Source organism: Variovorax sp. RTB1, assembly GCF_035018765.1.
GTDB lineage: Bacteria > Pseudomonadota > Gammaproteobacteria > Burkholderiales > Burkholderiaceae_C > Variovorax.
The window spans coordinates 54,812-75,347 of sequence record NZ_JASJXG010000017.1; the positions used below are offsets into that span (position 1 = coordinate 54,812).

Below are 20,536 nucleotides of genomic sequence, written 5' to 3' on the forward strand. Positions count from 1 at the left end.
GGGTAATGCGCAGGGGCGGTACCCTCTGGCACACTGCCGGTTCGGCGCGCAGCCGGCAGACAAAGGACACAACGCCATGGCATCAGAATTCGTTTTTCCACCTCCCGCGACCGTCTCGGTTCCCGTGGTGGGCCAGACCGCCCGCTTCGCGGTGCACCGCATCTATTGCGTCGGCCGAAACTACGAGGATCACGCCAAGGAAATGGGCTTCACTGGCCGCGAGCCGCCGTTCTTCTTCATGAAACCGGCCGATGCGGTGGTGGTGGTCGACGCCGGCCAGACCGGCACCATGGCATACCCGACGCTGAGCAAGAACCTGCATCACGAGATCGAGTTGGTCGCCTGCATCGGCACCGGCGGCAAGAACATCAAGGCGGTCGATGCGCACAAGCACATCTACGGCTATGCGGTCGGCCTCGACATGACGCGTCGCGACCTGCAGGGCGAGATGAAAAAGCAGGGCCGCCCCTGGGAGATCGGCAAGGCTTTCGAGCAGAGCGCACCGATCGGACCGATCGTTCCTGCGGCCGCGGCCGGCGACGTCGAAAAGGCCGAGATCTCGCTGCAGGTGAACGGCACCGACCGCCAGCGCAGCAACGTGAGCAAGCTGATCTGGAACCTGGGCGAAACCATCGAGCATCTGTCGGCGGCGTGGGAGTTGCAACCGGGTGACTTGATCTTTACCGGCACGCCCGAGGGCGTCGCAGCCGTGGTCGCTGGCGACACGCTGGTCGGTGAAGTCGCCGGTCTGCCATCGCTGACCGTCAAGATCGTTTGAACCCTCTTTAAAGCTGCCGGCCGATGACCTTTCGCGTTCCCATCAAGCACTGCAAGAATTGCGGCTCCGCGGTGGTCTACCGTCTTCCGGACGATGGCGACACCAAGGAACGCGCGGTTTGCCCCGCCTGCCACACCGTTCATTACGAGAACCCGCTCAACGTGGTCGGCACCATTCCCGTGTTGGGTGATCGCGTGCTGCTGTGCAAGCGAAACATCGAGCCGCGCTGGGGCAAGTGGACGCTGCCGGCCGGCTTCATGGAGCTGAACGAAAGCGCATCGCAAGGCGCTGCGCGCGAGACCGATGAAGAGGCTGGCGCGCATTTCGAAATGCAGGGTCTGTTCGCGGTGATGAGCGTGATACGGGTCGGTCAAGTGCACCTGTTCTATCGCGCCAAGCTGCTCGACGACGTGTTTGCTCCCGGCCACGAAACGATCGAGGCCAAGCTCTTCACCGAAGAAGAAATCCCCTGGGACGAGATCGCTTTTCGTACCGTGCGCGAAGCACTCGAATGCTTCTTTGCCGATCGCAAGCGCGGCAGCTTCGACCGGGTGCATACGATCGACATCGCCTGAAATCCATGAACCCTATTCACCGCATCGCCCGTCCCTTTTTGCGCACTCTCGGGGGCGCGTTGTTGCTCGCGGCGACCTTGAGCGCACATGCCGAAGTTGTCGGCGATGTCGACACCGCCTTCAAGCTGATCGGCCCCGATCACAAGATCGTGGTCGAGGCCTACGACGACCCGAAGGTCGCCGGCGTGACCTGTTATGTGTCGCGCGCAAAGACTGGTGGCGTCTCGGGCGCACTGGGCTTTGCCACGGACAAGGCCGAGGCGTCGATCGCGTGCCGTCAGGTTGGTCCGGTGAGCTTCAGCGGCGGGCCGCTGCCACTGCGCGAAGAAGTATTCAGCGAACGGCTTTCGATTCTTTTCAAGCGGCTGCGCGTGGTGCGCATGGTCGACACAAAGCGCAGCGCGCTCGTGTACCTCACCTACTCCGATCTGCTCATCGACGGCTCGCCGAAGAACAGCATCACCGCGGTCGCCATCGACCGCGGTACGCCCATTCCGGTCAAGTAACGGGCCTCACGAAACGCCAAGAGACTCGAGGATGCGCCTGGCACCGGACCAGCCCCTTCGCGTCTTGTACACGGCGCTGTGGCGCTTCGCGCTCGGCGCACGTGGCCAGCTGGTCGCCTCGCTGTCGCTGCTGACCACGTCTCAGCTCATCCGCCTGAGCATGCCTTTCCTGGCGGGCAAGGCCATCAACGCGCTGCAGCATGGCGAGCTGGGCATTGCAGTGCGCTGGATCGCCCTGTTGATCTTTGTCTACGTCGTTTCGTGGAGCGTGCACGGGCCGGGCCGCGTGCTGGAGCGCAACGTGGCCGTGCGCATCCGCGAGACGCTGGCCGACACGCTCTACGCCCACATCGCAGGCGCGCCGATGACATGGCGCGACACGCACCACTCGGGCGAATTGCAGCACCGCGTGCACCAGGCGAGCCGGGCGCTGTCGGACTTCGCGCAGAACCAGTTCGTCTACCTTGCCAACGCGGTCAGCTTCGTCGGGCCGCTGGTCGCGCTGGTACTGCTGTCGCGTGTCAGCGGGTTGATCGCATTCTTCGGCTACGTGCTGGTCGGCCTGATCATCCTGCGCTTCGACCGTGCGCTGATGAAGCTGGCCCGCACCGAGAACGACGCCGACCGGCGCTATGTCGCGGCCTTGCTCGACTTCATCGGCAACGCCTCCACGGTGGTCGGCCTGCGGTTGCAGCAAGCCTCGCGCGCGCTGTTGCGGCGGCGCATGGAGGCAGTGTCGACGCCGCTCAAGCGCACTGCGCTGCTCAATGAAGGCAAGTGGGCCACCGTGGACCTGCTCGGTCTCGGACTCACCTGGGCGCTGGTGCTTATCCACGTTTGGCACGAGCGCACGCCCGGCACGGCGGTGCAGCTGGGCACCGTGTTCATGATCTACCAGTACGCGCAGCAGGCCGCCGCAGTGGTCGGCTCGATGGCCGCCAACTTTCAGGGCTTTGCGCGCATGCACACCGACTACCTGAGTGCCGAGCCGATCTGGAATGCGCCCGATGCGGCGCCCGACACCGCGCACGCAATCGATGCCACGGCCAGCTGGAAGAACATGACCATCGATGGCTTGCGCTGGGACTATGCCGACACGTCGCGCGGCGGTGGCCTGCAGGATGTCGCGCTCACGCTGCGTCGCGGCGAGCGGGTTGCTCTCGTCGGCCCGAGCGGCGGCGGCAAGAGCACGCTGCTGCGCGTGCTGGCCGGGCTCTACGTGCCGCAGCACGGCAGCCTGTCGTTCGACGGTGCCCCCCGCGAATGGCGCTCATTGCGCACGCTGGCCACGTTGATCCCGCAAGAGACCGAGGTCTTCGAGGCCAGCGTGCGCGAGAACCTGACATTCGGCGAAGCGCACGACGATTCGAAGCTTCAGGCGGCCCTTCATTCGAGCGCGTTCGACGAAGTGCTCGAAGCGATGCAGGGCGACCTCGACACGATGCTGACCGAGCGTGGCTTCAACCTTTCCGGGGGCCAACGCCAGCGGTTGTGTCTGGCGCGCGGCGTGCTGGCGGCCAAGGGCAGCACGCTGCTGCTGTTGGACGAGCCAACCAGCGCGCTCGATGCCGCGACCGAGACGCGTGTGCTCGACCGCATTGCCGCGGGCTTTCCGGGTGCGTGCCTCGTCGCGTCGATCCATCGGCTCAGCGTGCTCGACCATTTCGACAGCATCGTGCTGATGGAAGCTGGCCGCGTGCGCGACTACGGCCCATGCGACGCGGTGCTGGCACGTCAGCCGCAACTACAAAAACTGGCGGCACACCCTAGGCCAAACCCTTAAAGTAAAAAAAGGCTACTTGTGGAACGTCTGGCATCGATTGCGTTCCAATGAGCGCCATGCACCTTTCGACCCTGATCCTTCGCGCAGCCGCGGCCGTCTTCATCGCTACCGGCCTCGTGGCCTGCGGCACCAACGTGCCGTTGAATGCGCCGCCGTCGCCCTCGCTGCCGCCGGTGGCGCAGCAGCCGCCTGTTGCTCCACCCGTCACGCCGCCGCCCAAACCAGCACCGCTCTTCGGTTCACCGGCAGCAGGCGCCACTATCGCGCGCTTCGACGGCAACAAGAGCAAAGGCCTGGACATCGCGGGCGAGTTGGGCGACCCGATCCTGGCATCGCGCGACGGCCGCGTCGTCATCGTCAGCAATGCGTTGAAGGCCTACGGCACGATGATCATCGTCAAGCACGACGACACCTACATCACCGCCTACGCGCACATCGACAAGGCGCTGGTCAAAGAGAACGACGTGGTGCGGCAAGGCCAGAAGATCGCCGAGATGGGCAAGAGCGGTACCGACCGCGTCAAGCTGCACTTCGAGATCCGGAAGCAAGGCGTCGCGGTCGATCCGGAGCCTTTCCTGAGCGGCAAACAACGCTAGGCTTCAGCGCGGCGGTGCGGACCTGAGCCAGGCGCCGTGCTCGGGTCGAAGCTCAGGCCTGCGCCGGCTCCAGCACGAAGCCGAAGTCGAGCGTGTGAAACGCGGTTGCCTGCACGCAGCCGTCGGGTGCCGTGCCCGGCGCATGACGCACGTAGTTGCCGATCAACGAGGTGCGCACCCCGAACACCGCATCGCTGTCGAGGTACGTATCGCCGTCGACGAAGACATGCGTGATGAGCGTCTCATAGCCCGGCGCCTTCACGATGAAATGCACGTGCGCCGGGCGCCACGGATGCCGCTTGACCGCGGCCAGCATGCGCCCCACCGGCCCATCGGTCGGAATCGGATAAGCCACCGGCAACACCGCCTTGAAGTTAAGCCGCCCTTCACCATCGGTCTTGAACACAGCTCGGCCTTGCGGGCCGGTGAGCTCCGGGCGTTGCACGTCGTAGAAGCCATCGGCGTCGGCCTCCCACACATCGACCTCGGCATGCGGAACCGCCTCACCGCCGATGCCGCGCACTGTGGCTTGGACGAAGAGCGGCTCACCGACCGCGCCGCCGGACATGTCGTCGCCCTGCTCGAGCTGCGGCGCGCCGTGCACATGAAACGGCCCGAACACCGTCGCCTCAGTGGCTTGCGGACTCTTCGAATGGTTGAGCGCCACCGTCAGCATCGACAGGCCCAGCGTGTCCGAGAGCAGGATGAACTCCTGCCGTTTCTCGTCGCACTTCTGCCCCGTGGCGGTCAGGAACTGGATGCCCTCCATCCACTCGGCCTCGGTGAGCTTCACCTCGCGCGCGAAGTCGTGCAGATGGCGCACCAGCGCCGACATCACTTCCTTCAATCGCGGGTTGTCGCAGCCTGCGATGCTTTCGAGTACGGCGGTGGTGATGGTGTCTTCGTTGATGTTTCTCATGGGGAACGGTCTCCTGAAATTTCAATCAGCCGGCGCTGCGTGGGAAAGAGCGACCAGCCCCAGCGTTGCTGCGCGTAGCCCCACAAGCCCTGCTTGAAGAAAAGGGTGACCACGATCGCGAGCAGGCCGAGGCCGAGCAAATACCAAGTGCCATAGTCGCTCAAAAATTTGTTGAGCGCCCAGAAGATCACAGCGCCGACGAGCGGCCCTTCGATGCGACCGATGCCGCCGATCACCACCATGAAGATCGCGAAGGCCGACCAGTTGACGCTGAAGGCTGCATCGGGGCTGATGCGCAGATTGCCAACGAAGTACAGAGCTCCCGCCAGCCCGGCACCGAAGGCCGCCACCACATACACGGCGAGCTTCATGCGCGCCACCGGGATGCCCTGCGATTCGGCCGCCACTTCGTTGTCGCGTATCGCGAGCAATGCCAGGCCGCGCTTGCTGCGGAGGAAAAGAAAAACCAACGCGATGGCCGCCACCACGCAAGCCAGTGCCATCCAGTAGGTCACGCTTTCGCGCGTCGCTTTCTCGATACCACGCAGCGCGGTGAGCGTGGTGCCGGAGCCACCCCCCACCGCAGACACGTTTGCGAAGCTCAGGCGAAACACTTCGGCGATGACCCAGGTGCCGATTGCGAAGTAGCCGCCCGCCAGCCGGAACGCGACGTAAGACACAGGCACCGCGATGAGCCCCGCAGCGACGGCACCCAGCGGAATCGCGACAAACGGATTGAGCCCGAGGAAATTTCCGAGCATCAGCATCACGTAACCGCCAAAACCGAAGTACGCCTGCTGGCCGATGCTCACCATGCCGCCATAGCCCGCGAGCAGGTTCCACATCATCGCGAAAATGAAGTAGCAGGCGACCTGTACGAACTCGCGCATCCAACTTGATTCGCCCCAGAACGGCAGGCTCGCCGCCAGCACGACGAGCACGGCCGCCACTACCAAAGCGGCACGGCTGGCGGCGGTACCGCGCACGACGTCGACATTCGAATCGGTCACTTGCGTCATCGGCATCATCCTCGGGTCTTCGGAAAGAGCCCCTGCGGGCGTAGCACCAGCACGAGCAGAAAAACGATGTGGCCGAACCAGATGCCCCAGCCCGGATCGAGCCTGAAGCCGATCTGCTGCGTGATGCCGAGGATCATCGCGCCGGCCAGCGTGCCCCAAAAGGAACCCATGCCGCCGATGATCACGGCCTCGAAGGCAAAGAGCAGCAGCAGCGGGCCATCGGACGGCGACACCGTTGTGCGCATACCCTGCAACGCCCCCGCAATGGCGATCAGCACGAAGGCGATGGCCGTTGCCAGCGCGTAGACCTTCTTCGCGTTGAGGCCCATGAGTTCGGCGATCTCGCGGTCATCCGACACCGCCCTGAACGAGCGACCGAGCGCCGTGCGTGCGAAAAGCCACTGCAGGGCGGCCGTCGCCACCAGCGCGATAGCAAGCACGATCAGCGGCAACACGCCGACCGACAGCGACTCACCAATGCGCAAGCCTTGCGTGTTGAGACCAGCCGTCTCGATGGAGCGCGGGTCGGCCGAGAACAATTCGAGCAGCATGTTCTGGATTACGATCGAGAGGCCGAAGGTCACGACCAGCGACGGCAGCGGATCTTTGCCGAGCGTGCCGTTCAACACGTAGCGCTGCAGCGCGTAGCCGAACCCGAAGGCGATCGGCAACACGGCGAGCGCTGCCACCGCCACCTGCAGCGGCGCATCTCCGAACAGCGACGTGCTCGCGATCACCGTAAAGGCGCCAAGGATGATGAAGTCGCCCTGCGCCGTGTTCGTCAGCCGCATCACGCCGAACATCAGCGACTGGCCGAGCGCGAACAGCGTGTAGAGACCGCCGAGCAGAATGCCCTGGAGGATGGTTTCGATCAAAGCAGTGGCTCCACTCGCGTTACGTTTCGTGCTGCCATCACAAGCCGAAGTAAGCCTGCGATATCTGTTCGCGCGTCATCGAATCGGAGCGACCCTGCAACGACACACGCCCCTCCTGCAGACAGTAGATGCGCTGCGACACGCGTTGCGCCATCGTCACGTCCTGCTCGACGATGACCACCGTCATGCCTTCACGCGTGATGTCGGGCATGGCGGCGTAGATCTCGCGGATGACGATGGGCGCCAGGCCCAGGGACAGCTCGTCGCACAACAGCACGTCGGGGTTGCTCATGAGTGCCCGCCCCAGCGCCACCATCTGCTGCTGGCCCCCTGACAACGAGGTGCCGGGATGACGGCGCTTCTCGGCCAGGATGGGAAAGAGCGCGTAAAGGCGTTGCAGGTTCCACGGGCCTGCGCGGCGCGTCAGGCCACCGATCAACAGGTTCTCTTCGACGCTCAGGCTCGGAAACAGACGCCGGCCTTCCGGCACCATCGCGAGACCGCGCTTGACGATCTCGCCGGGGGGTAATCCGCCAATGGTTTCGCCCTTGAATCGCACCGCATCGCGCGGCGCGCGAACCAGGCCGGTCAGGCACTTGAGCAGCGTCGACTTGCCCGCACCATTGGCGCCGATGATGGCGACCAGTTCGCCTTGCGCCAGCGTGAAGTCGACACCGAACAGCGCCTGCGCATCGCCGTAGAAGGCTTGCAAGCCCTGCGTCTGCAATAGAGCCGTCACGCTTCCATCCCCATGTACACACGGCGCACTTCGCCGTCGTTCATCACGGCACGCGGTTCGCCCTCGGCCAGCTTCTGTCCGAAGTTGATGACGAACAACCGGTCGGCAAGCGACAGCAGCGCATGCACCACATGCTCGATCCAGATCATGGTCATGCCACGCGACTTGATGCGCTGAAGTTCCTCGACCAGCTGCTTGGCCTCGTGCTCGGTAAGGCCGCCCGCGACCTCGTCGAGCAGCAGCAACTTGGGCCGCGTCGCCAACGCCCGCGCGAGCTCCAGCCGTTTGCGATTCAGCAGCGTCAGGCCACCCGCCGGCTTGTTGGCGTGCGGCATGAGCCCGGTCTGCTCCAGCACCTCGTGCGCCGTGTTCCAGGCTTCCCGCTCGCTTTGCTGCGCCCCGAAGCAGGCAGCGGTCACCAGGTTTTCGAACACGCTCATGTTGCCGAACGGCTGCGGCACCTGATAGCTCCGGCCGATGCCGGCCTGGCAGCGCTGATGCGGCTTGAGCCCGGTCACGTCGCGCCCCTCGTAATCGATGCGGCCGGCATCCGCCCGCGCGTCGCCCGAGATCAGGTTGAACAGCGTGGTCTTCCCCGCGCCGTTCGGCCCAAAGATGCCCAGCGTTTCGCCCTCGCTCACCGACAACGTGATGTCGTCGATAACCTTGAGCGCGCCGTACGACTTGCTGACCCCGTGCAGCGCCAGAAGCGTCATCGCTCAGCTCGGCATCGGCCGCAGCGTGCCGCCGACCGGAATGCTCTTGGCTGCTTCGTCGTTGACGATGACCATCTCGTACTTGTACTTCTTGCCCTTGCCCCACTGGCCGAGCACCAACGGCGTCTTGCTCACGTTCTTGAACGGGCCCTGACCGCCCCACTTCACCGGGCCGACCACCGAATCGATCGACGTCGCGGCGACGGCATCGCGCACGTCGGACGCCTTCTGCGACTTGGCGCGCGACAGCGCATCGACCGCCACTTCGAAGAGCGCATGCGAAAAGCCGATCGGCTGCGTCCACTGCTTTTTCGTACCGGCTTCGTAAGCGTCGGCCAGCGCCTTGGCGCTCTGCTTGGTGAGGCTCGATGTGAACGGATGCGACGGGCTCCACCAGACTTCGGTCGACAGGCCATCGCCCAGATCGCCGAGCGCTTCGATGGCCCCCGGGAACAGCAGCGCTTTGCCGAGCGTAATGATCTTCGGCTTGAAACCCTGCTGTTTCGCTTGCGTCAAAAAGGTCTTGGCGTCCGGCGGAATCACCACCCCGGTGACGATCTCGACGCCGTCTTTCTTGAAGGCCGCGATCTGCGCACTGAAGTCCTGCGTGCCGTTCTGGAAGCGGCCGGGGTCGGTCAGGGTGAAGCCCATCTGCGCCAGCGGTTTGGGAAAGCCGAGCTCCTTGTCGCCCCAAGCGTTGCCGTCGCCATCGTTGGGGAACAGGCCGCCGACTTTCTTGTTTGTCGCCACCGTCTTCCAGCCATTGGTGTAGGTGGCGATGACGTCCTCGAGCCCCCAGAACACGTGGTAGGTCCAGTTGAAACCTTTGGCCGGGTCGCCCTTGCGCCCAAAGAACCAGGGCTGCCATGGCACCACGCTGGAGATGCAAGGCACCTCGTTCAGCTCGCACGCATCGCTCACCGGGTTGGCGGTTTCGGGCGTACCCGCGGTAAGCATGAGCGCGACCTTTTCTTTCAGGATCAGGTCGTTGGCGACTTCGCCGGCACGGTTCGGATTCGACTGGCTGTCTTTCAGTACGATCTGCACCGCGTACTTTTTGCCGCCGACGTTGATGCCGTCCTTGAAGGCCGTCTTCATCTGTTCGATGACCCACTTGTCGGCTTCGCCGAACGGCGCGAGCGGGCCGGTCTGCGGCGACACGAACCCGATCTTTATCGTGTCGGCCGCGAACACCAGCGGCGTAGCGCCGGTGGCGGCGAGGGCCGCTGCGGCCTGGGTGAACTGTCTGCGATTGAAAGCCATGGTTGTCTCCTTCTTCGTTATGTCGTTGCACAAATTCGGTTGCTACCGGACGCCATCAGCGCGGCGGCTCGCCATCCCAGGCGCGCTGCAGCAGCGCGCGAATCGCGCCGCGTTCTGTCGGGCCAAAAGGCCGCGGGTTCCAGTACGGATTGCTCACCGCCAGGTCCGCTGCGCGGTCGAGGTCTTCGGCTCGCATGCCAATGTCTTTGAGCGCGGTGGGTGCGCCGTTGTCGCGCGCCAGCGCGTACAGCCCCGCCGCCGCTGACGCGCTGCCCAGCGCCTTGGCAATTCGCGCCATTGCAATCGGCGCCGCACCGGCATTGAAGGCCAGGGCATGTGGCAACACAACGGTGTGTACCTCCGCATGCGGGAGGTTGAAGCTGCCGCCCAGCGTGTGGCACAGCTTGTGGTGCAGCGCCATGCCCACGCTGCCGAGCACACTGCCGCACAGCCATGCGCCATAGAGCGCATCGGTGCGGGCATGGATGTCGAGCGCGTTTTTGCGGATCGACGGAAGCGCGCGTGCCATGGCTGTGATGCCTTCGACTGCCATCAGGTCCATCACCGGATTGCTGTCCTGCGCGTAGAGGCCTTCGGCCGCATGCGCGATGGCGTTGATGCCGCTGGTGACGCTCATCGCCAGCGGCAAGGTCTGCGAAAGCTCGGGGTCGTAGAGGACGGTGCGCGGCAGCACACGCGGGTCTTTGCCGGTCTTCTTCACGCCGGCTTCGGTGAGGCCGTAGATCGACTTCATCTCACTGCCGGCGTAGGTCGTCGGAATGGCGAGGATCGGCAAGCCCGAATCGAGTGCGATCGCCTTGCCCAGGCCGGTGGTCGATCCGCCGCCGATGGCGACGGCGCAGTCGGCGCCGAGCCGACGCGCGACTTCACGGGCTTCTCGCGCCGTCTCGATCGGTACGTGCATCACCGCGCGATCGAAGATGCCGGCGGCCTGCGCGCCGAGCATGTCGACCACGCGCTCGGCTTGCACGCGCTGCTCTGGCGTCGACAACACCAGTGCCCGTCGCGCTCCGAGCGCATCGATTTCGCGCGCAAGGTGCTGCAGCGAGCCCGCACCGAACACCACGCGCTGCGAATGGCTGGTGTAGACGAAGTCTTGCATCGGAGCTTTCACTGCGGCTTTTTTCAACGTGCGAAGTGCGGTGGAATCTGCGCGTCGATGTTGACCCACACACTCTTGACCTGCGTGTACTCGCGCATCGCATCGAACCCCATCTCGCGCCCGTATCCGCTCTGGCCCACGCCACCGAAAGGCGAGCCCGGATTGACGCGCTTGTAGCTGTTGATCCACACCATGCCGGCGTGCAGGTCCCGTGCCATGCGGTGGGCGCGCTGCAGGTTGCCGGTCCACAGGCCGCTGCCGAGTCCGTAGTCTGTGCCGTTGGCGATCTCCGTCGCTTCCGCCTCGTCCTTGAAGGTGAGCACGGTGACGAAGGGGCCGAACACTTCTTCCTGTGCAATGCGATCGCGTGACGAACGCGCCCGCACGATGGTCGGCTCGACATAGCAACCGGCCGCCAGGTCACCGCCCGGTGCGCGGCCTCCCGCCAACACCTCGCCGCCCTGCTCGCACGCGATGTCGACATACGCCAGCACGCGGTCTTGGTGCAACGCGCTGGTGAGCGGACCCATTTCGGTCGCGTCGTCGAGCGGGTTGCCGAGGCGGATCGACTGCGCCAGCGGGACGAACTTGTCGAGGAAGGCGTCGGCGATTTTCTCGTGCAGCATCAAGCGCGAACCTGCGATGCAGGCCTGCCCCTGGTTATGGAAAATTGCCCAGGCGCTGCCGTTGACGGCGGCCTGCAGGTTGGCGTCTTCGAACACGATGTTCGGGCCCTTGCCGCCGAGTTCGAGCTGCACCTTCTTGAGATTGCCAGCACTGGCTTGGACGATGCGGCGACCGGTCGCAGTGCTGCCGGTGAAGGCGATCTTGGCGATGTCCGGATGTTCGGCGATGTACTGGCCCGCCACGCTGCCGAGCCCCGGCAGCATATTGACCACGCCGGGTGGCATGCCGGCCTCGGCCATCAATTCTGCGATCTTCAAAGAGCTGAGCGGCGTGATCTCCGAGGGTTTCATCACGATGCAGTTGCCCGCGGCCAGCGCGGGCGCCATCTTCCAGCTCGTGAACATCAGTGGAAAGTTCCACGGCACGATCTGGCCGACGACGCCGACCGGCTCGCGCAGCGTGTAGTTCAGGAAGCCGGCCTCGACCGGAATCGTCTCGCCCTGGAACTTGTCGGCCATGCCACCGAAGTAGCGGAAGCACGCTGCCGTGCGCGGCACGTCGAGTCTGCGGGAGTCGCGTATCGGATGGCCGGTGTCGAGCGATTCGAGTCGCGCCAGTTCTTCGGTGTTGGCTTCGATCAGGTCGGCAAGCTTGAGCAGGATGCGTCCACGATCGGCGGCCGCCATGCGACTCCACGCGGGAAACGCCCGCTTCGCCGCAGCGACGGCCTTGTCGACGTCGGCCTTGCCGGCGAGTGCGACCTGGGCGATGGTCGAGTTGTCGTGCGGGTTGAGCGTGGCCAGCGTTTCGCCCGATTCGGCATCGACGAAGCGTCCGTCGATAAAGAGCTGGTGGCGGACAGGCGTGACAAGGCCAGCCGCGGCCTGAATGTCCGCAAGAGTCATGAAAAGGTTTTCCTTGGTGCGGTCGCGATGGACCGCGTGGCTTCAGAACTGAACGGGGATCTCTGGGCTTTCGCCCTTTTGGATCTCATGGACCAGGGTGGGCGAGCCGTTCTCCCAGACCAGCAGCATCGAGCGCTTAGGGCTGTAGCCCTGGTGCCGGCAATAGGCGGGCATGGCGGACATGTCTCCCGCCTTCATGATCACGCGGGCCATCGGCTTGCCGGTGTTCTTGTCGGCGCAGTCCCAATGGATCTCATCGGTCATCTGAAAAAACCACTCGACGCGATCGTTGCCATGAATGATCGGCAGCATGTGTTCTTCGGTGGTAGGGCACATGAAGCTGTGCTTCACCACCGAGGTGAAACTCGGGTTCCACGTCACTTGTGAGCGGCTCAAGAAGCCGAACAGGCTGAACGCATGGACTTCGTTCTCGAAGCCGGGTTCGGGATGCAGCTCGGGCTGAGACTGCGAGACGTCGGCGAAGGCCCGGTTGATCGGCGCCCCGCTTTCATCGCTGCGCAGATTCAGGTCGCCTTTGAGGCCGACGCAACGCGTGGCGAGTTCACGGGCTCGGGTGATCTTCGCGGTGTTGCTGCCGTTCTTGCGCCCGTAGGCGGAGCCGGTTTCCTGCGGGGCGGAGAACGGATCGAAGCTCTCGTTGGTCCAGTCGTCCAGCATCGCCTCGAAGGTGGCACGGATCTGTGCCGTCGGGAAGTTCTCCAGCATGTCGATGCCGGCGTCCTTCATGGTGCCGTTGAAACTGCCGGCGTACATGTCGACCGACTGGTAGTGGTTGACCGTGCCGAACACGTTGTCGAAGTTGACCCAGCCGTAGAAGAAGCCCCAGGCTACGTCGCGCATCAGTGCACGCAGGTAATTGCCGGCGTCCATCGTGTGGCTCATGGGCCGGCCGTCGCGCGTCTTCCAGTTGATATGGACGAAGTATTCGTCACGCCGAAAGCCGAAGCTGCCGAGCGAAAAATTCTTGTAGCCGAGTGAGGCGTCTGGCTGCGACGCGATCACCTTGGCGAGTTCTGCGGGTGCGTTCATGTGCGTGGCTCCTCGGTCAGTGCGTTTGGCAGATATCGGCCCACTTCTCGATCGAGAGGTCGCCCTTGCAGGTCTGCAGCACGATCACGCCGGGCTCGCCGGGCGTACGGAACTGGTAGGCGGTGCTCTTGGGCAGCAGCGCCTGATGGCCGCGCGACAACTTCATCCAGCCCATCTTCTGGCCACGGGGTTCGCCCTCGACCCTTACCGCACCGTTCTTCTCGACGTCAGCAACGGCCTGCGCCGCGTCGAGCTTGATCAGGTGCACCTCGACCTCACCGTCCATCACCAGCGCGAACTCGTCGTGCGCACAGGTGTACCAAGGCGAAGTGCCCTCTGCGCGCAGCGTTTCGAGCACGTAGATCTGGTTCTGCCCGAACACGACTTTTTCGTAAGGCTTGCTCTTGCTCGCGATCTCGAAGCAGTTGGAAAACGCGTAGTGGCGCACGTCGTCGGAGATCGGCTCGACGTGGCCCTTTTCAAAATTCTTCAGCGATCCGAAACGGGTCTGGTAGACGGCTGCCATGGGGTGTCTCCTTTGGTCATCCTGTGGTGGTCAACGAAGCGCCATCGTGGTGCTGCGGGATGCAGGCACTTTATGAAGCGGACCGGTTTTCCGGTAGGCCTTAAATGTGGCCCGCATTGTTCGGTGAATCCGGTCAATCGACAGGGTTTTCCCGGGGCTGTAACCCCTTGAAGACGCTCAGTCGAAAATCAGTTGCGCGGGCAACAAACCCTTGTCGACCATGGCTGCGTCCCATGGCGGCACGCGCGCGAAAGCTGCCACGATGTGTTCTATGAAGAGCTTGAGCTTGAACGCATTGCGCGACGTCCCGGCATAGACGGCGCTCAGCGAAAACGAAGACAACTGGTGCTGCGGGAGCACCACCTGAAGATCGCCTCGCAAGATCGCGTCGCCGGCGACGAGCGTCGGAAGGCACACGATACCGGCATGCTCCAGCGCATATTCCCGCAGCAGGTGGACGCTGTTGGTGAGCAGGCTGGCCGTCATGTACATGGTCACCTGTTCATCCGCGTGATGAAAGGTCCAGCGGTCGCGCGTGGGGTAGCCCGAGTAGAGCCCGAGCGTGTGCTTATGCAGTTCTCGCGGGCTCTCCGGCGTGCCGCGCGAACGCAGGTAGTCGGGCGTGGCGCAGAACACGCGACGCACAGGAAAGAGCGGGCGCGACACGAGATCGGTCGACGCCGCCGGAAAAATTTGCAGCGCGCAATCGACACCCGCCTTGACCGGATCCACAACGGCGTCGCTGACGATCAGCTCCAGATGAATGTCTGGATAACTCACCTGGAATTCGCGAAGCAAAGACGCGAAGTGACCCAGTACGAAGCCGGTGAGCGCATGCACGCGCAAGGTGCCCACCGGCCCGCTCTTGGCATCGCGCATCTGGTCGATGACGTCGTTCGCCCGTCCGACAAGTTCGGTGCAGTCGCGCAAGAAAGCCTGGCCCACATCGCTGAGCCGGACGACTCGTGTGCTCCGATGAAAGAGCGGTGCGCCGACATGGTCTTCGAGTTGCCTTACGCGGGCGGTGACGACCGAACGCGCGACGCGCATTTGTCGGGCGGCCTCGGCGAAGCTCTGTGTTTCGGCGACGCGGACGAATGTCTCTATGTTTTCTAGGCGGTCCATGCGCGGGAGGGTAACGCGTGTCGTGCGTTCGGTTTTGCGGCCACAGCTTTGCCCGCTTCAATCGACACGCCGGTTTGGTCAGCTTGTGGAAGGGTTCGGCCGTGCAGCATGGCGCACACATGAAAAATGCTCCGCGCCTTGGCCTGTCTCGCGCCGCAATGAAGCGGCTCGTAGGCCTCACCCTGATCCTCGCCGGCATGGGCCTGCTGATCGAAGGCGTGCGCGCCGTGCTGCTTCAGTAACGGCTTGCGTCGAGGTCTGCATGTGCGGCTGGCGTCGCCGCTGCACCCACCGGCCTGGCTGCTAGGTCGTCTTCTCGATCCGCCCACCCAGATACGCCGCCCGCACTTCGTCGTTCGACCACAGCTCCGCCGGCTTGCCTGACACCGCCAGTCGTCCGGTCTCCAGCACGTAACCGCGATCGGCCACCGACAGCGCCATGCGCGCGTTCTGCTCGACCAACAGCACTGTGGTGCCGCGCCGGCGGATCTCGCCGATGATCGAAAACACCTTTTGCACGATGACGGGCGCGAGTCCCAACGAAGGCTCGTCGAGCAGCAGCAAGCGCGGCTTGGCCATGAGGCCACGCGCCACGGCGACCATCTGCTGCTGTCCACCCGACAGCATCCAGCCGAGCGAATCGGCAAACGGTCGGATGTCGGGAAAAAGGTCGAACATCTCGTCGGATTCGCGGATCAGTTCAGCCTTGGCGATACGCCCGCGGTTCGACGCGCCAAGCATGATGTTCTCGCGCGCGGTGAGCCCCGGGAACAAACGTCGCCCCTCGGGCACATGGGCGATGCCGAGCTTGACGATGGTTTCCGGCCCGAGCCCGGCAATCGACTTGCCATCGAACAGCACCTCGCCGCTGGAGGGTTTGTTGAGCCCGGAGATCGCGCGCAGCGTGGTCGACTTGCCGGCTCCGTTAGCACCCAGCAGCGTGACGACTTCGCCGCTCTCGATCGACAGCGAGAGGCCGCGCAGCGCCTCGATCTCGCCGTAGCGGACGTTCAGCCCTTCAAGTGAAAGCAGGGGCATCGGGTTCCGTTCCGAGGTAGGCCGCGATGACGTCGGGCTGACGCAGCACGTCGGCCGCCACGCCATCGGCGATGCGGCGACCGAAGTTGAGCACGGTAATGCTTTCGGCGACCTCGGTCACCAGCGTCATGTCGTGATCGATGATCAAAATGGTCAGGCCCTTCGCGGCGATGCGTTTCAACAGATCGCGCAGATCTAGCTTTTCCGTCGAGTTGAGCCCGGCCGCAGGCTCGTCGAGCAGCAGCAACGTCGGGTTGCCGGCCAACGCCCGGGCAATCTCGATGAGACGTTGGTGCCCGTATGAAAAGCCGGTCACCAGTTCGTGTGCGCGCGCTTCGAGCCCGACGAATGCGAGCGCCGCGCGAGCGCGCTCGACCAGCGCCGCGTGACCCGAAGCAATCTGATTGCCGGGCTGCTCGGCACCGATGATCACGTTCTCCAGGGCCGTCATCGAGCGAAAGAGCCGAATGTTCTGGAAGGTGCGACCCAGCCCCGCGACCGTGCGCGCGTGAGGCGGCAGCGCCGTCACGTCGCGACCGCCGAGCAACACGCGACCCGAGGTCGCGGTGTAGATGCCCGACAGCACGTTGAGCGTGGTGGTCTTGCCCGAGCCGTTGGGTCCGATCAATGCATGAACCTGCCCACGCCGCACCGAAAACGAAATGCCATCGACCGCCTTCACGCCGCCAAAGTGCTTGCAGAGGTCTCGTACTTCGAGCGCCATCGGCGCGGCGTCGGCGCTGGCCGCATAGGCCGGCGCCAGCATCAGCTCGGCCGGCGCTCCGGCGAACGGCGGCGGTGCCAGCCAGCGGCGCACACGGTTCTGCACGAAGCCCCAGATGCCGTCGGGCATGTAGCGAATGATGAGGATGATCGAGAGCCCGTAGATCGCCAGGTACAGCCCCGGCACGCTCTTCAAAAAGCGCAGGCTCTCCGGCAGCACGATCAATAGGCCCGTGCCGATGAGCGCGCCGACCGGTGCCGCGACGCCACCGAGCAGCGTCATCGTGATGAAGACGATCGACTCGGCAAAGCTGAACTGGTCGGGACTCACGTAAGCGAAGCCGCCGGCAAACAGGCCACCGCCGATGCCGCCGAGCACGGCCGACAGCGCGAAGGCGGCGACCTTCACCTTGTAGACGTTGATGCCCGCGACGCCGGCGGCCAGTTCGTTGTCGCGCACCGCGCGCATCGAGCGGCCGAGCGGTGTTTGCGGCAGCCGCCACACCAGGTAGCCGATGACCGCGACCGCGAATACACAAACGCCGAGAAACGCCTGCGACGACTGGAACAGCAGCGGCCGCTGAATGCGCCCGACGCCATCGGGCCCGTGCGTCACCGGAATCCAGTTGACCATGATGAGCGTCACGATCTGCTGGAAGCTGATGGTCACCATCGCGAGGTAGTGACCGCCCAGCTTGAGCGTGGTCATGCCGAGCAAGGCACCCATTACCAGCGCGATGCCCGCGCCCATTGCCAGCGCAAGCCAGAAGTTCATGTGCAGGTCCGCGGTGCCGAGCCCGACCGCGTACGCGCCGAACCCGAAGAACGCCGCCTGCGCCAGATTGATTTGCCCACAGAGCCCGAGCACCACCGTCAGCCCGAACACCGCGATGGCGAAGGTCGATGTCTGCACCAGGATGTGGACCGTGTAGTCCTGCATCGGCACCAGCGTGACGACTGCCACCGCTGCTGCCGCCAGGGCCGCGAAGCCCAGGGTACCCAACGTCTGCCGTGTGCTCGCCACGGCTATGCTTTCTCGGCCACGCGCTCGCCGAAGATGCCCTGCGGTCGAAAGATGAGGAACGCGACGAGCACCAGAAACGCGAAACCGTCCTTGTACGGAACCGAGATGTAGGCGGCACCGAAAGTCTCGATCACGCCGAGCGCGAGCCCACCGATGATCGCGCCCTTGACGTCACCGAAGCCGCCGATGATGGTGGCCGCAAAGGCCTTCAGCGCGATGGTCGAGCCCATCTGGATCGACACGAAAAGAATCGGCGCCACCAGAATGCCCGCCACGCCACCGAGCAGCGCCGAGTACACGAAGGTGAGCATGATCATCGCGGACACCGGGATGCCGAGCAACGACGCCATCTCCTTGTCTTGCGAGGTCGCCTGCAGTTTTTTGCCGAGCATGGTGCGCTCGAAAAACCAGAAGTTGAAGGCGACCAGAACCAGCGTCACCACCATGATGAGCAGGTACTGGCTGTCGAGGTACACCGGGCCGATCTGCAGGCCCGGCGTTTCGAACCAGCCTTCCAGCACCTGCGGTTGCGGCCCGTACAGCGCGAGCACCGAGTTGGACAGGAAGATGGACGCGCCGATCGTTGCGATGATCACCGGCAAAAACGTGCGGTTGCGCAGCGGGTAGTACACGCCGAGGTTGAACACCGCACCGAGCAGCGCCATGCCGGTGAGCGCCGCGAGAAAGGCCCAGCCGTACGGCCACTTGAGGTCGACGGCGAAGACGACCATGAGGTACGCGCCGACCATCGAGAACTCGCCCTGGGCAAAGTTGACGACGTTGGTCGCGCGAAAGATCAAGACGAAGCCAAGAGCGACCAGCGCGTACACCGCGCCGATGCCCAAGCCCGTGAAGAAGAGCTGAAGGGCGAGATCCATCGCGGATCAGGTGCCCGACTCGACGTGCTTGTCGAAGACGATGTTGCCCTTGTCGTTCTTCACGATGTTGTAGCCATGCAGGCCGTCGCCGTTGGCGTCGAAGTTGTACTCGCCCTCGGCGCCGGCGTGTTTTCGGATCGCCAGGATGGCCTCGCGCACGGCGACGGGATCGGTCTTGCCGGCTTTGTTGATCGCCATGCACAGCACGGTGATGGCGTCGTAGGTCCATGACGACTGGTTGTCGGGCGCGACCTTGGCGACATCGCGGTAGGCCTTGCCGAACGCCTTGGAGGCCGGGCTCGACTCCTCGGCGTAGTCCGCCACGCCGTAAGTGCCGTAGAGCGCCGGGCCGGCGAGCTTCAAGGCCGTGATGTTCACGATCGATGGCGAGCCGATGTAGGGAATGGTCACGCCGAGTTGGCGCAGTTGCCGGGCGAACACGCCGAGGTCGTTTTCGAACGTGAAGTAGGAGCCGAGGATGTCGGCGCCCGACTGCTTGATGGCGAGCACCACCGGCGTGAAGTCCTGGCTCTGGTTGGCGTAGCCCTGATCGAGCGCGATGGTCGTGCCTTCGTGTTTGGCTAGGCCTGCCGTCAGCGCCTTGCCGCCCGCCGTGCCAAAAGCGTCCGTCGAATGCACGATCGCCCACTTTTTCTTGCCGAGCGTCTTGACGCCGTATTCGGCGATGACGCTGCCCGAGTACGAGTCGTTGGGACGAAAGCGAAACAGCCACTGGTTGCCCATGTGCGTGAGCGTCGGGTCGGTGCCACCGATCATCACCGGCTTGCCGATCTTCATCACGTCGGGTGCCATCGCGTGGACTTGCGTCGAACGAATCGAGCCGAGGAAGCCGACGATATCGGTCTGTGAGGCCAACTTGGAAAATGCCAGCACGATGCCCGGATTGGTGGTCTGGTCGTCTTCGACGATCAGTTCGACCTCCTTGCCAAGCACGCCGCCTGCCTTGTTCACAGCTTCGATCGCGAGCTTGGCCCCGATCTGTGCATACCTGCCCGACTCAGCGGCCGGACCGGTCACCGGCGCGCACATGCCGATCTTGATGGTGGCACCCTGCGCCCACGCCTGACCCATGAAGCCGGGCAATGCAATGCTCGCGGTGACAGCACCGGAAAGAGCCCCTGAAAACTTGCGGCGGGAAATGCCGGAGGTGTGGCTGATGGTCATGACGTCCTATGGGTGTGCGGCACCGCTGTATCGCGGCATCGTTGTCTCAACGGGCAATGTATTTCAGCGCCCGGCAAAACCGACCGAGGGTATTCATCCATGACCGGCACTACGTTGCGTGGTGTCGGTGTCGAAGCTCGCTGGCGCGGCGTCCGCTATCGGTCCGTCAGGACGGCCACATCGACTGGTCGTCGGCTGCCGAATTCCAGAACTTCCACCACGGCCGCGCAATCGGCGGCTTCTCGGGCGGCAGTTGTTGCATCTGGCTCGCCCGCAGGCGTCGCCTGCGTTCGACTTCCAGTGCATGCGCGATGCCAAAGGCTTCTCGGTCACCACGTGCCGCCTGCGCACGCCAGCTCGCAGCGAGGCTCGCGAGTGCATCGTCATCGATGTGGGCGAGTTGCGGCGGCGTTGGCACGGTGGTCATGGGAAGTCGAAGATAACGCACTAACGCGACGTCGAGTCGGCGGACACGCCGGAGTTACCTATTTCATACGCTCCCTGCAATAGAACGGCGTCTTTTCTGACACGGGTTTGTAAGGGTGGGCTGCCCACAGCAGCGC

22 protein-coding genes are annotated in these 20,536 nt (G+C 64.2%); 6 read left to right on the forward strand and 16 right to left on the reverse strand.

Features of this window, described 5'->3' with window-relative positions; all coding sequences use genetic code 11:
• Positions 1–76: 76 nt before the first annotated feature.
• The 5 genes from QN397_RS12895 to QN397_RS12915 are packed head-to-tail and all read left to right on the forward strand — an operon-like array spanning position 77 to position 4,238.
• Positions 77–778 (forward strand): fumarylacetoacetate hydrolase family protein, encoded by a 702-nt coding sequence (locus tag QN397_RS12895; RefSeq protein ID WP_323496386.1) that lies wholly within the window; start codon positions 77–79, stop codon positions 776–778.
• Between the two features lie 23 nt (positions 779–801).
• Positions 802–1,353 (forward strand): NUDIX hydrolase, encoded by a 552-nt coding sequence (locus tag QN397_RS12900; protein ID WP_323496385.1) that lies wholly within the window; start codon positions 802–804, stop codon positions 1,351–1,353.
• Between the two features lie 5 nt (positions 1,354–1,358).
• Positions 1,359–1,859 (forward strand): CreA family protein, encoded by a 501-nt coding sequence (locus tag QN397_RS12905; RefSeq protein ID WP_323496384.1) that lies wholly within the window; start codon positions 1,359–1,361, stop codon positions 1,857–1,859.
• A 31-nt stretch (positions 1,860–1,890) separates the two neighbouring features.
• Positions 1,891–3,642, forward strand: coding sequence for an ABC transporter ATP-binding protein (locus QN397_RS12910; protein ID WP_323496383.1), 1,752 nt, complete (start codon positions 1,891–1,893; stop codon positions 3,640–3,642).
• A gap of 56 nt (positions 3,643–3,698) precedes the next feature.
• Entirely contained in the window at positions 3,699–4,238 is a 540-nt protein-coding gene (locus tag QN397_RS12915; RefSeq protein ID WP_323496382.1) for a peptidoglycan DD-metalloendopeptidase family protein, read from the forward strand.
• A 52-nt stretch (positions 4,239–4,290) separates the two neighbouring features.
• Here QN397_RS12915 and QN397_RS12920 read toward each other — a convergent pair whose 3' ends face one another.
• The 11 genes from QN397_RS12920 to QN397_RS12970 form a co-directional block, all read right to left on the reverse strand.
• Positions 4,291–5,157 carry an intradiol ring-cleavage dioxygenase gene (locus QN397_RS12920; RefSeq protein ID WP_323496381.1) on the reverse strand — a complete coding sequence of 289 codons (867 nt, stop codon included), beginning with the start codon at positions 5,155–5,157 and terminating at the stop codon, positions 4,291–4,293.
• Positions 5,154–6,176, reverse strand: coding sequence for a branched-chain amino acid ABC transporter permease (locus QN397_RS12925; RefSeq protein ID WP_323496380.1), 1,023 nt, complete (start codon positions 6,174–6,176; stop codon positions 5,154–5,156). The genes QN397_RS12920 and QN397_RS12925 overlap by 4 nt, the downstream gene beginning before the upstream one ends.
• A 5-nt stretch (positions 6,177–6,181) precedes the next feature.
• The gene (locus tag QN397_RS12930; RefSeq protein ID WP_323496379.1) at positions 6,182–7,051 is read right to left on the reverse strand and encodes a branched-chain amino acid ABC transporter permease; all 870 of its coding nucleotides are present in this window, start codon (positions 7,049–7,051) and stop codon (positions 6,182–6,184) included.
• Positions 7,052–7,088: 37 nt separating this feature from the next.
• Complete coding sequence (locus QN397_RS12935; protein WP_323501031.1) at positions 7,089–7,790, reverse strand: ABC transporter ATP-binding protein; 702 nt, start codon at positions 7,788–7,790, stop codon at positions 7,089–7,091.
• Positions 7,787–8,506 carry an ABC transporter ATP-binding protein gene (locus QN397_RS12940; protein WP_323501032.1) on the reverse strand — a complete coding sequence of 240 codons (720 nt, stop codon included), beginning with the start codon at positions 8,504–8,506 and terminating at the stop codon, positions 7,787–7,789. The genes QN397_RS12935 and QN397_RS12940 overlap by 4 nt, the downstream gene beginning before the upstream one ends.
• Before the next feature lie 3 nt (positions 8,507–8,509).
• Positions 8,510–9,769, reverse strand: a complete 1,260-nt coding sequence (locus tag QN397_RS12945; protein ID WP_323496376.1) for an ABC transporter substrate-binding protein — start codon at positions 9,767–9,769, stop codon at positions 8,510–8,512.
• A 55-nt stretch (positions 9,770–9,824) separates the two neighbouring features.
• Positions 9,825–10,892: a maleylacetate reductase gene (locus tag QN397_RS12950; RefSeq protein WP_323501052.1), complete on the reverse strand. Its 1,068-nt coding sequence runs from the start codon at positions 10,890–10,892 to the stop codon at positions 9,825–9,827.
• Between the two features lie 23 nt (positions 10,893–10,915).
• A complete protein-coding gene (locus QN397_RS12955; protein ID WP_323501033.1) occupies positions 10,916–12,424 on the reverse strand; it encodes an aldehyde dehydrogenase family protein in 1,509 nt (502 codons plus the stop codon).
• Positions 12,425–12,466: 42 nt separating this feature from the next.
• Positions 12,467–13,474, reverse strand: coding sequence for a hydroxyquinol 1,2-dioxygenase (locus QN397_RS12960; RefSeq protein WP_187052528.1), 1,008 nt, complete (start codon positions 13,472–13,474; stop codon positions 12,467–12,469).
• A 16-nt stretch (positions 13,475–13,490) separates the two neighbouring features.
• Positions 13,491–14,000 carry a hydroxyquinol 1,2-dioxygenase gene (locus tag QN397_RS12965; RefSeq protein ID WP_323496374.1) on the reverse strand — a complete coding sequence of 170 codons (510 nt, stop codon included), beginning with the start codon at positions 13,998–14,000 and terminating at the stop codon, positions 13,491–13,493.
• Between the two features lie 177 nt (positions 14,001–14,177).
• Positions 14,178–15,125 carry a LysR family transcriptional regulator gene (locus tag QN397_RS12970; protein ID WP_187052530.1) on the reverse strand — a complete coding sequence of 316 codons (948 nt, stop codon included), beginning with the start codon at positions 15,123–15,125 and terminating at the stop codon, positions 14,178–14,180.
• Between the two features lie 119 nt (positions 15,126–15,244).
• On the opposite strand from QN397_RS12970, the gene QN397_RS12975 reads away from it, so the two are divergent.
• On the forward strand, positions 15,245–15,367 hold the full coding sequence (locus QN397_RS12975) for a hypothetical protein (RefSeq protein ID WP_323496373.1): 123 nt from the start codon (positions 15,245–15,247) through the stop codon (positions 15,365–15,367).
• A gap of 61 nt (positions 15,368–15,428) precedes the next feature.
• On the opposite strand, the gene QN397_RS12980 is transcribed toward QN397_RS12975, so the two are convergent.
• The 5 genes from QN397_RS12980 to QN397_RS13000 all read right to left on the reverse strand — a co-directional run bounded on the left by QN397_RS12980 (position 15,429) and on the right by QN397_RS13000 (position 20,400).
• Entirely contained in the window at positions 15,429–16,163 is a 735-nt protein-coding gene (locus QN397_RS12980) for an ABC transporter ATP-binding protein (protein WP_187052531.1), read from the reverse strand.
• Positions 16,144–17,910 (reverse strand): branched-chain amino acid ABC transporter ATP-binding protein/permease, encoded by a 1,767-nt coding sequence (locus tag QN397_RS12985; RefSeq protein ID WP_323501034.1) that lies wholly within the window; start codon positions 17,908–17,910, stop codon positions 16,144–16,146. Before QN397_RS12985 ends, QN397_RS12980 begins: the two co-directional genes overlap by 20 nt.
• Positions 17,911–17,912: 2 nt before the next feature.
• Positions 17,913–18,788, reverse strand: coding sequence for a branched-chain amino acid ABC transporter permease (locus QN397_RS12990; RefSeq protein ID WP_323496371.1), 876 nt, complete (start codon positions 18,786–18,788; stop codon positions 17,913–17,915).
• A 6-nt stretch (positions 18,789–18,794) separates the two neighbouring features.
• Complete coding sequence (locus QN397_RS12995; RefSeq protein WP_323501035.1) at positions 18,795–19,973, reverse strand: ABC transporter substrate-binding protein; 1,179 nt, start codon at positions 19,971–19,973, stop codon at positions 18,795–18,797.
• Between the two features lie 166 nt (positions 19,974–20,139).
• On the reverse strand, positions 20,140–20,400 hold the full coding sequence (locus tag QN397_RS13000; RefSeq protein ID WP_187052534.1) for a hypothetical protein: 261 nt from the start codon (positions 20,398–20,400) through the stop codon (positions 20,140–20,142).
• Positions 20,401–20,536: the final 136 nt, after the last annotated feature.